Origin of the sequence: Streptomyces sp. AB3(2024) (genome assembly GCF_041862025.1) — a bacterium.
Lineage (GTDB): Bacteria > Actinomycetota > Actinomycetes > Streptomycetales > Streptomycetaceae > Streptomyces.
This window is the reverse complement of record NZ_JBGWAB010000191.1, coordinates 1-10412: the sequence shown is the minus strand read 5'-3', so window position 1 is coordinate 10412 and position 10412 is coordinate 1. Positions and strand designations below refer to the sequence as shown.

The following is a 10412-nucleotide window of genomic DNA, read 5'->3' as shown; positions in this document are numbered from 1 at the left end:
GCGACCATCCGCACCGCACGACGGCGCAGCTCAAGCGGGTACTGGGAAGGACGTGCCATGACTCGATCCTCTCAAATGATCGAGTCCCCACCAAACCCGGAACGGTTCAGACTGCCTCGCCCAGGAGCTGCTGGTGCCGGTGAGCGCGGACTACACCGAGCCCATCCGGTTTGCCGCGGCGTTGCGTGATGCCGCCGCACGCACAGGACCCTTCCGGCAGGCCGTCCTGTGGATACATGCCGGAGGACGGCCGCACGCGTACGCCGCCGTCGCCGACACGCTCACAGACGACGCGCTGGTGGTCGATGTACTTGGGAGCAGGGCCGCAGCGCCCACCGCACCCACGCCCCGACCACCCAAAGCTCTCAGCCGCACGCGCCACCGCAGCGTCATCCTCGGATTCACCGGGCACGGATCGGACACCCGGTGGCTCGACCACGAAGAGATCAGTGAGGGAGTGCTGGCCGCGCTACGGTCCCCTCAGGACAGCGGACTCCACGTGGTGGGCCGGGTCCGTCCCTGGGAAGACCGGCCCTAGAAGACCCCTTCCTGCGCCTACGCTGCCTGACTCAAGGAGCTTCCACGATGCCTCCGAAGATCGTAAAGAACGTGGTCGACGGCAGGCGGGTCGCCGTCCTGCCCTGGCCACCGCAGTACAGGGGCAGGACGCTCGCGAGTGAAGGATTGCGGCTGCCGCAGGCACCGCAGCTGGCTCACACCTCGCAGGTGTTCAGCATGTTCGCCAGGGCAGCCTTCTCCCCCTCGGTGACCGAGAGGTTGTAGATCGCCTTCACGTACGTCCAGGCCCGGCCGTAGGTGCACCAGTAGGCGCTGCTCGGCGGCACCTAGAACTCCGGGCTCTAGGGCGCGTATTGAGTCGTGATCAATGAGTTGCTCTGGTGAGGTCTTTGATCCAGATCATCGATGCGCGCAGGTGGAGGCCGGCGAGGTAGCTCTCCGGGGTCTTGTCGCACCTGGTGGCGATGCCTCGCCAGGCCTTCAGCTTGTTGATCAGCCGCTCGACGGTGTTCCTCTCCTTGTAGAGCTCGGCGTCGTGGCTGACGGGTCGGCCGCCCCTGAAGCCCTTCTTCTTCCGGTTGGCGGCCTGGTCGACTTTCTCCGGGATGATGGCCTTGATGTGGCGTTTGCGCAGGTGGGCACGGTTGCCGCGGGATGAGTAGGCCTTGTCCCCGGCGACGGCGTCGGGCCGGGTGCGGGGGCGGCCGACGGGTCCACGGACCCGGATCTTCTCCAGGACGGGGATGAACTGCGGGCTGTCGGCCGCCTGTCCGGCGGTCAGGACGAGGGCCAGCGGGCGGCACTTGCGGTCGGCGGCGAGGTGAACCTTGCTCGTCTGCCCGCCCCGCGAACGTCCCAGGAGAGCGGCCCTCAGCCGGAGCCTTCGGCGCCGCCGGACGCGTCGTCGCTCCGCGCGTTCGGGGTTCGCTTCTTCGATATCCCGTCCGTTTTGTTCTTCGCTGTCGCCCCCTTTGAACTGGCCTTCTCCTCCTCGGCGGCAGCCTTCTCCAGAGAGGTGAGCACGTCCTCACTCATGTGCATCCCGGCGGCGTCGTGGTGGGCGCGCGCGGTGGTGGAGTCGATGCTGACCAGGGACAGGTCCACCTGCCCCCGCTTCGCGGCCTCCGCGATCAAGCCCTCCAGCAGGGCCTCGAAGACGCCGGCATCACGCCACTGACGGAAGCGGTTGGAGACGGTCGACCACGCACCGAACTCCCGTGGCATCTCCCGCCACTGCCCGCCGGTCTTGAACCGCCAGATCACACCCTCGAACTGCTGCCGCAGGCGCTCGGGATACGGGCCGTACTCGCCGATCGGCAGGTACGGCCCGATGAACTCCCACTCTTCGTCCGTCAGTTGCACTCGCGTCACGCGAAATGATCTACCGGATCAGCGTCCACTGCGAGAGCGAATCCCTCAGATAGTCTGAACGCATGACTGATGTGGCGGGACGGGTCGAGCCGTCCGGGGTGTGGGCCACAGCCGTGCGCGTGGCCCGGGTGAGGGCGATGGAGACGGCACGCGAGCAGCCGCTGTTCCGGGACCCGCTGGCGCTGGCCTTCGCCACGGCCGGCGGGATCGGCCCCGGGGCGCCGCCGCCCCCGCGCGCGGACGAGGCGGCGCGGCGCCGCTGGCTCGGTGTGGCCATCTCGATCGTCATCCGGACGAAGTTCCTGGACGACCTGCTGGACCGGGCGGTCGCGTCCGGTGTCCGGCAGGTCGTGCTGCTCGGAGCCGGGATGGACAGTAGGGCCTTCCGGATGGACTGGCCTGCGGGGACCCGGCTGTTCGAGGTCGACACGGCCGAACCGCTGGGCTTCAAGGCCTCGGTGCTGCGTCAGGAGCGGGCCGTTGCGCGCTGCGAGCGGATCACCGTCCCGGTCGACCTGCGCGAGGACTGGCCCAGCGCCCTGGCCTCGGCCGGGCACGATCCGTCGCAGCCGACGGTGTGGATCGCCGAGGGACTGCTGATCTATCTGCCCGAGGACGCGGTGCAGTCGCTGCTCGAACGCGTTGGCGCGCTGTCCGCTGCAGGCAGCATGATGGGCCTGACACTGGGCCCGCGCGGTGTGGTCGAACGCTTCCGCGGGGACGCCGGTCCGGGATCGGCAGCGTCGATGTGGGTCTCGGAGATGCCGGAGGACCCGGTCGGCTGGCTGGACGGCCTCGGCTGGGAGGCGGAGACCTTCACCCTGCGTGAGCGCGCCGAGGCCTACGGACGTCCGGTGCTCACCCCGTCGCAGCAGGATGAGGGCACCGGCGGACTGGTCTCGGCGGTGCGCGCGGCGCACTGAGCACGACGAAGGCCGGCCCCCGCGTGTGGCAGGGGCCGGCCTTCGACTGGAGGAACACCGTCGAGCGGCTGATCAACAAGCTGAAGGCCTGGCGAGGCATCGCCACCAGGTACGACAAGACCCCGGAGAGCTACCTCGCCGGCCTCCACCTGCGCGCATCGATGATCTGGATCAAAGACCTCACCAGAGCAACTCATTGATCACGACTCGATACGCGCCCTAGTCGGCACCTCCCGCATAGCGGGGGAAGTGCATGTCGCACTGCCTGGCCGGGCCGGGGCCGGTTCCGGGCTGCTCGGTCATTCCGGTCAAACATGCGCAGTCTTTCAGTCAAGCTTGACCGCATTCTTTTCAATCGTGACAGCGTTGCGATCTCAACTGACCCTAAGCACTGTGGAGTTAATGTCCATGTCAAGGTTCAGATCCAGGGCGGCAGCAGTCCTCGGCTCCGCACTCCTCGCCTTCGCCGGTATCTGGACAGCGGAAGCCGCACCCGCCGCCCCTTGGAACCCGGTGTCCAACGCCAGTGCGGCCCCTAAAACGCTTACCGCGGATGTGTGGACCCCCGCCCGCATGGAGGCCGCGATCCCGGCTGATGATGCCCGGCGCACATCCGCGCCTGCCAAGGACCAGCCGTCAGCGGCCCCCCGTCGGACCCCGTTATCGGTCACCCCGGCCGGGCCCAAGGCCGTGCAGCAGCCCGTGCCGGCGACCCAGGCCAGCGACACGGCGACCGGCCCTACGCTCGCGGCCACCGTGAACGCGTCGACCTTGGTGGGCAAGGTCTTCTACCATAATCCCACGAACGGCAACGACTACGTCTGTTCGGGCTCCTCGGTGAACAGTGCCGCCCAGAACGTGGTCCTCACCGCCGGGCACTGCGTCTACGACGGCGCCTGGATGACCAACTGGATCTTCGTTCCCTACTACGACCACGGCGCACGCCCCTACGGCACGTGGTACGCGGCCAACATGACCACCTTCAACGGCTGGACGCAGAATCACTACCGCGAGTACGACGTCGCCTTCGTGAACGTGTGGAACAACGCCGACACCCTGGGCCACACGGTAGGCGGTGAGGGCCTGCGCACATGGGGCTCCATCCCCCAGGCCGTCCTGGGAGTGACCGCCCTTGGCTACCCCGCGGAGGCTCCGTACGACGGCCAGTGGCAGTACTACTGCCTGGGCAGTGCCACCCTGGACACCAGCGACAACACGCTCGGCATGCCCTGCCCGCTGAACGGCGGCAGCAGCGGCGGTCCCTGGCTCCAGAACTACGACAACGCCACCGGGCTCGGCTACGCCGTGGGCATCAACGAGTCGACCTCCGGCAGCACTCTCTACAGCTCGCCCTTCACCTCGGCTGTGAGCAACCTCTACAGTCTTGTACAGGACGACGTCTATTCCTGACCCCTTCGGATGCCGGGAGTTAAACCGCATGCCGACCAAGCGGACCGCCCTGCTCCTCACCATCCTCCTGCTGACCGTCGGCTGCGGGCGGGCTACCAGCACGGCGGGCGACTGCCCTCCCTCCTCACCCCCCGCGGCGGCCGACCAGGCAACGAGCCGGCCCGTCACCGACGACCCGTCGGCCGTCGCCTCGTACTGGACCGACGAACGCATGCACAGCGCCAAGCCCGCCCCCATGCCGTCCAAACCGGAGCCGAACTGCGGCCACTGACTCCGCCTCGGATACGGCGCGGCAGAACGCGGACACGGGATGGTCCCGGACCCGATGGGTCCGGGACCATCCCGTGTCCATGTCGCCGGGGGCGGGCTGCTTTGTCCTACGCGGGACCCTGGCCCGGGACAGCTACTGGCCACACCCCACCTGAATTACCCGTGCGTAAAGTTACTCCGCGGAAGAGGCAGGGGCCGTTTCCATTGGAAACGGCCCCTGGACTCGCAGCTACCAGGACACGGCAGCCGTCCTGCCCGCCTCATCTGAGCCCGCACGAAGAGGAGGGGCACCTCGTCTGCACGGTGCCCCTCGATACACCGTTCGATCGACAGACCCTGCCAAAGCGTCGCCGTACCGTTGGGAAGCTGGATCTTCCCAATGCGGTAGAGGGTGATGAATGTGACGGTGACTGTGCCTCGGCATGTGCTGCCCGGCGGCCTGGCTCGCCGTGCCGAGGCGCTCGACAAGAGCGCGGCATGGCACATCCGGCAACTGGACTGTTCACCCGAGGCGTTCACGCTGGCATTCGGGACGTCATCCCTGGCGGCCCTGACGCACTGCGGTGAGGATCCGCGTGCGGCGGACCTAGCGACCTGGGAGGCATGGGTGACGGCCATGCAGGTCGGATCGGCCCTGTTCGCCACCTCGACGGCGACGGCCGGCACGGTGGAGTGCCGCATCGCAGACGAGGTGCGCACCCTCCAGGCGGGCGGGCCTCAGTACGCCGGAAACCCGGAGAACTGGATCAGTGCCTTCTGGCTGGCGATCGTGTGCCGGGAGCCAGAGCGGCTGACGGCCCTGGCCCGCGTTCCCGTGGAGGTGCTCAGGGCATCAGGTGCAGAGTGCCCCGGATACGTGTACCCCTGGGTGGAGACCCTCCAGACTTGGTGGCTCCGCGGCGGTGACCTGGGCGCCTCGCTGGACGCTGCGATCGCGGGTACCGATCCGGAAGGGCTCCACCGGGAGGACCGGAGCCTGATGCTGCGGATCCTCTACCCTCCGATGAACCTCTTCCTGTTCTACGTCACCGCCGATCACGCAGGCTTCAACGAGGCACTGGCCGATGCGCTCCGGTGGCACAGGGAGTACTGGACAGGCCTCGACGAGGGCGCCGGCAACAGCAACAGCCTTGTCGCGCTCGGCCCCCTGGCCATGGCCTGCCTGGCATACGATGCCGGATTCCCGCTGACCATCGAGTCGGATTACCTTCCCAGGCACCTCTTCGCAGGCAGCTGGGTCGGCGAGTTCGACACCCTGAGTGGCTGTTGTCTTTCCGTCCGTGGCTGCGGTGTTTCCGCTGGTCAGGAGTAGGAGCGGTGGTTCGGTGGGAGGGTTGGCCTGTCGGGTTGTTGTTCTCCGGGAGGTCGTGGATGCCGTCAGTTTCTGGGTTGCTGGAGGAGCGAGAGCTCGCTGCTCGTCGTCGTGTGGAGGGGTTGCGGGAGGAGGCCGATCGCGTCCAGGCCGAGCTGGTGGTGGCCGAGCAGGACTGGAAGGAGTGGGTCATTGCCCGCTCGCGGGTCGGCGAGGTCCTCGGCCCGGGCGGTGCTGGAGATGCCGCTCCGGATTCCGCCGTGGGTCTGCGAGAGACAGGTCCGCAGTCCGGGCCGGTGAAGCCGAAGTCGGTGGTGCCGGTGTGGCGCGAGGGGCTGGCCTGGTCGGTACTGTCGGTGGACTATCAGCGCATCCTGCGGGTCCTGTCCGACCGGCACCGTCTCGGCCAGGGGCCGCTGACCTGCCAGGACATGGCCGCCGCGTTCGGCATTGACCCGGTGCCGGCGAAGGTGGAGACGCTGCGGTCGAAGGCGAAGCGGCTGGTGGCCCGGGGCTGGCTGGCCGAGTCGACGCCGGGGCAGTTCACGCTGATGCGGGGCGCGTCCGGGCCAGTCGGCGCGTCGTGAGCAGGGTCATCGACCAGTAGATCATCGCCTCGGCGTTCGCGGTGCGGCGTTCGAAGTCACGGACCAGGCGGCGACTGCGCATCAGGTGGGCGAAGAACCGCTCGACGATCCACCGCTTGGGCAGTATGACGAAGCCGCGCATGTCGTCGCTGCGTTTCACGATCGCCAGGACCAGCGCGAGCATGGCGAGGCAGTGCTCGATGCGGCTGCCGGTGTATCCGCCGTCGGCCCAGACCAGCTCCAGCCGGTGATGCACGTCGGTGACGTGCTCGAGAAGTACCCGGGCGGCAGTGCGGTCGCCGGTGTCGGCAGGGGTGACCATCACGCCCAGCAGGAGACCGAGCGTGTCCACCACGGCGTGCCGTTTGCGGCCGTCGATCAGCTTGCCGCCGTCGAATCCGCGGCTGTCGGTGCCGACGGCGGCGTCCGCTTTCACCGACTGGGAGTCGATCACACCCGCGGTCGGCTCCGGGTCGCGGCCCGCCTTCTCGCGGACTTTCCCGCGCAGCCGGTCGTGGAACTCGACGATCAGACCGTGCTCGCGCCAGCGTCGGAAGAAGGCGTAGACCCGGTCCCATGGCGGGAAGTCGGCCGGCATGGCCCGCCATTTGGTTCCGTTGTCGACCAGGTAGTGGATCGCGTCCAACATCGTCCGGTGGCAGTACGCCTCCGGCTGCCCGCCGCGGCCCTCGAGCCAGCCCGGCACCGGCAGCAGTGGCCGGACTGCGGCCCACTGCGCGTCTGTCATGTCGGTGGGGTAGCGCCGCTGGCGCGTCCCGTTGTCAGCGGCGTTCCCGAACCGGTGCGCGAGGCAGTCACACGACGGGGTGAGTGGACTGGACCCGGCCCGCACGAAGGCGTAGAGCTGCGACAACAGGGCCTCCTGGAACACTCGTTGGCGTAGACACCTACCGAGCTACCAAGAGGCCCTGTTCTCATGCCCGCAACCCACCACGATCACCTGAACGAGACCCCCGTTCGACCAACACCCCGCAAGAACAAGACAACAGCCACCCGGGCTGCGGGTCCGGGTGGAGGTGAGCGACGCGCGGGGCGAGGCGGAGCCGGTGGAGGCGGTGGCCGGGGTGGACCCGTGCCTTGCGGAGAGCGGGCGGGGGCTGGTGCTGGTGGGGGCCGTGGCGCGGGAGTGGGGGGTGCGGCCGCGGGGCAGCGGTGCGCCGGGCAAAACGGTATGGGCCAGCCTGTGACCATCCCAGCCTGCCCGGCCCGAGCATCCCGCCATCCCAGCCTCCCCGGCGTTTGAGGGGCCGCCGGAGGCAACCACGGCCGAACTCCGCCCGCGACCCGGCCTCCCGGGCTCCGCCCAGACCCGGTCCTCAAACGCCGGACGGGCTGAAGGTGGCCCGGACGGGCTGAAAGGCACCCGCCCCGGGTCGGTCACCCGTTCGGCCCGGTTCCGCCCGACAGGGCCCAGGTAGGGGACGGCCCGTCCTTCCCCACCACCCGCCCCGGAGGCATCCGTGCCCGACATGAACGGCCCCTACAAGCCCGGCACCCCCTGCTGGATCGACCTGATGGTCCCCGACCAGCAGGCGGCCCTCGACTTCTACTGCGACCTCCTCGGCTGGCAGGGCGAGGTCGGCCCGGCCGAGACCGGCGGCTACTCCGTCTGCACCCTCAAGGGCAGGCCCGTCGCCGGCATCATGAAGGCGTCGAACCCGGACGGGACCGTGCCGGACCCGATGCCGCCGACGGTGTGGACGACGCACCTGTCCACCGACTCCGTCGACGCCGCCCTCAAGTCGGTGACGGACGCGGGCGGCAGCGTCATGATGGGCCCGATGGACGTCATGGACCTCGGGCGGATGGCCGTACTCGCCGACCCGACGGGCGCCGTCGTCGGCCTCTGGCAGCCCGGCACCTTCGACGGCGCGGGCATCGTCAACGAGCACGGCGCGCTGATCTGGAACGAGCTGAGCACCGGCGACACCGCCGCCGCCTCCGCGTTCTACTCGGCCGTCCTGCCGGTCACCACGGCCACGACCGAGATCCCGGGCGCCGAGGGGTACATCGAGTTCAAGGTCGACGGCCGCGCGGTCGCCGGGATGATGGACCTGTCCGCGCTGCTGCCCGGGACCCCGCCGAACTGGCTGCCGTACTTCCAGGTGGACGACGCCGACGAGATCCAGGCGGCGGCGACCCGCGCGGGCGGCACCGTCCTGGCCCCGGCCTTCGACATGGCGGTGGGCCGGATCGCCGTCCTCGCCGACCCGCAGGGCGGTGTCTTCGCCGTGATCACGGCGAAGGCCCCCGAGCAGCCAGCCTGATCCGTTCCGCGGCCGGGGAGGCGCACCGAAGGGTGACCTCCCCGGCCGCGGCGTGTTCCGGCTCGTTTTCCTACATCAGTGAGGCGTGAGGGAAACGTTAGCGGGCGTGAGGGAAACGTTAGCGGGGCGCCCTACGGTCGGCGCACGGTGGCCCAACCACCACCGCGCGCACGCTCCCGCGGTCTCATCCGCGGAGATACGGAGATCAGGTATGAGCCCCACCCGTCGTGACGTTCTGAAATGGGGAGCCGGAGCAGGCGCCGCAGCAGCGGTCACCCTCGGCCTTCCCGGCACCGCCCGGGCCGCCGGTTACTACGCCCCCGATTGGATGGGCAAGCTGCCCGGCAGCACGCCGGTCACCGCCCTGACGATCCCCGGGACCCACGACTCGTGGTGCACCGACCCCAACAACGGAACCAAGTGGGCCCAGACCCAGAATTGGGGCGTCCCCGAGCAGTTCGAGCGCGGAATCCGCTTCCTCGACATCCGCCTGAACGGACTCCAGGGCGCACCGAACGAATTCGGCCTCTACCACGGCTCCGCCTACCAGGGACACCGCTTCCAGGACGTCCTGGAAGCCTGCCGCAACCACTTCAAGAAGTACCCGGGCGAAACCGTCATCATGCGGGTGAAGAACGAGAACTCGGGCGGGCAGGCCCTCTCGGACGAAGAGTTCCGGCGCCGCTTCAATTACTACCTGGACACCATGGGCTACCGGAGTCTGGTGTGGACCGCACCGTTCTGGCCCAAGCTGGGCCAGGTGCGCGGCAAGGTCATCATCGCGGCGGACTTCGCGAACGACTGGGGCATCCTCACCTGGGACAGCAACAAGGCCTTCAATATCCAGGACGACTGGAACACCACCAACTTCACGAAGTCCGCCACCATCATCAAGCAGTTCGACAACGCCTGGTGGCACCAGGACTCCTCCCAGATGTTCGTGAACTTCACGAGCTATTCCGGCGGGAACTGGCCCCAGCAGAACGCGAATCTGACGCTGCCGGACGTTCTTCGCTACCTGGACGCCCGGAAGACCGAGAAGGTCCACCTCGGCATCGTTCCGATGGACTTCCCGGACTTCTTCCCGGACATCGTCCGCCTCCTGGTCCAGAAGAACTTCCTCTAGACCGTCAGGCCGCCCTCTCCGGCGTAACGAGCCGAGGATCGTGGTGAGGAACTCCCCCGTCCAGGCGCAGAGTTCCCGCCCGACCAGCGGCTTGCCGCCGACCCGGGCGGTCTTCGGGCGGGGCACCAGGATCTGTGAGGTGACCGGCTTGAGGACCGTCCCCGGGTAGAGCCGCTTGAGCCGCAGCTCCTGCGATTCGCGCAGCTCGACCGGGCCGAAGCGGATGTTGGTGCCCGCCAGGGTGATGTCGCCGACCCCGCAGGCGCGCGCCAGCATCCGCAGCCCGGCCACCAGCAGCAGGTTCTCCACCGGCTCCGGCAACGTGGCGTAGCGGTCGGTGAGTTCCTCCCGTACCGCCTTGATGTCCGCCTCCGAGCTGGCGGCGGCGATCGAGCGGTAGGCCTGCAGGCGCAGGCCCTCGCCCGGCGCGTAGTCGTACCGGCAACCCTCGTTCGACCGCCAAGCGAACCTCTCGGTACGACAACGGCTTCTCAACTTGATCTTTAACCTCGTTGTTCCTTCAAGCGGACGTGTTCGGTGAGGGTCTCGGCTCGTTTCACTGTCTTTCCGGGCTCGTGCCGTGGGGCTGGCCTGCGGTTTTTCGAG

The 10412-nt window shown here is 68.6% G+C and carries 9 protein-coding genes and 3 pseudogenes; 8 read left to right on the top strand and 4 right to left on the bottom strand.

Annotated elements, in window-relative coordinates; genetic code table 11:
* Positions 1-713 precede the first annotated feature (713 nt).
* On the bottom strand, positions 714-845 hold the full coding sequence (locus tag ACEPPI_RS37980) for a hypothetical protein (RefSeq protein ID WP_373919821.1): 132 nt from the start codon (positions 843-845) through the stop codon (positions 714-716).
* A gap of 38 nt (positions 846-883) precedes the next feature.
* A pseudogene (locus ACEPPI_RS37975) lies at positions 884-1890 on the bottom strand (IS5 family transposase).
* Between the two features lie 62 nt (positions 1891-1952).
* Here ACEPPI_RS37975 and ACEPPI_RS37970 point away from each other — a divergent pair.
* The 6 genes and pseudogenes from ACEPPI_RS37970 (at position 1953) to ACEPPI_RS37945 (ending at position 6392) form a co-directional block, all read left to right on the top strand.
* Entirely contained in the window at positions 1953-2813 is an 861-nt protein-coding gene (locus ACEPPI_RS37970) for a class I SAM-dependent methyltransferase (RefSeq protein ID WP_373919819.1), read from the top strand.
* 50 nt (positions 2814-2863) lie between these two features.
* Positions 2864-3013: pseudogene (locus ACEPPI_RS37965) on the top strand (IS5/IS1182 family transposase); the annotation flags it as partial.
* 556 nt (positions 3014-3569) lie between these two features.
* A complete protein-coding gene (locus ACEPPI_RS37960; RefSeq protein ID WP_373919818.1) occupies positions 3570-4223 on the top strand; it encodes a serine protease in 654 nt (217 codons plus the stop codon).
* Positions 4224-4251: 28 nt separating this feature from the next.
* On the top strand, positions 4252-4494 hold the full coding sequence (locus ACEPPI_RS37955) for a hypothetical protein (RefSeq protein WP_373919817.1): 243 nt from the start codon (positions 4252-4254) through the stop codon (positions 4492-4494).
* A 399-nt stretch (positions 4495-4893) separates the two neighbouring features.
* Positions 4894-5805, top strand: coding sequence for an immunity 49 family protein (locus ACEPPI_RS37950; protein WP_373919816.1), 912 nt, complete (start codon positions 4894-4896; stop codon positions 5803-5805).
* Between the two features lie 59 nt (positions 5806-5864).
* Positions 5865-6392 carry a hypothetical protein gene (locus ACEPPI_RS37945; protein WP_373919815.1) on the top strand — a complete coding sequence of 176 codons (528 nt, stop codon included), beginning with the start codon at positions 5865-5867 and terminating at the stop codon, positions 6390-6392.
* Here ACEPPI_RS37945 and ACEPPI_RS37940 read toward each other — a convergent pair.
* The gene (locus ACEPPI_RS37940; RefSeq protein ID WP_373919814.1) at positions 6349-7140 is read right to left on the bottom strand and encodes an IS5 family transposase; all 792 of its coding nucleotides are present in this window, start codon (positions 7138-7140) and stop codon (positions 6349-6351) included. The genes ACEPPI_RS37945 and ACEPPI_RS37940 overlap by 44 nt on opposite strands.
* A gap of 742 nt (positions 7141-7882) precedes the next feature.
* Between ACEPPI_RS37940 and ACEPPI_RS37935 the strand changes: the two genes are divergently transcribed.
* Positions 7883-8680, top strand: a complete 798-nt coding sequence (locus ACEPPI_RS37935; protein WP_373919822.1) for a VOC family protein — start codon at positions 7883-7885, stop codon at positions 8678-8680.
* A gap of 211 nt (positions 8681-8891) precedes the next feature.
* Entirely contained in the window at positions 8892-9806 is a 915-nt protein-coding gene (locus ACEPPI_RS37930) for a phosphatidylinositol-specific phospholipase C (RefSeq protein WP_280920310.1), read from the top strand.
* A 27-nt stretch (positions 9807-9833) separates the two neighbouring features.
* On the opposite strand, the pseudogene ACEPPI_RS37925 reads toward ACEPPI_RS37930, so the two are convergent.
* Positions 9834-10244: pseudogene (locus tag ACEPPI_RS37925) on the bottom strand (TRCF domain-containing protein); the annotation flags it as partial.
* Positions 10245-10412 lie beyond the last annotated feature (168 nt).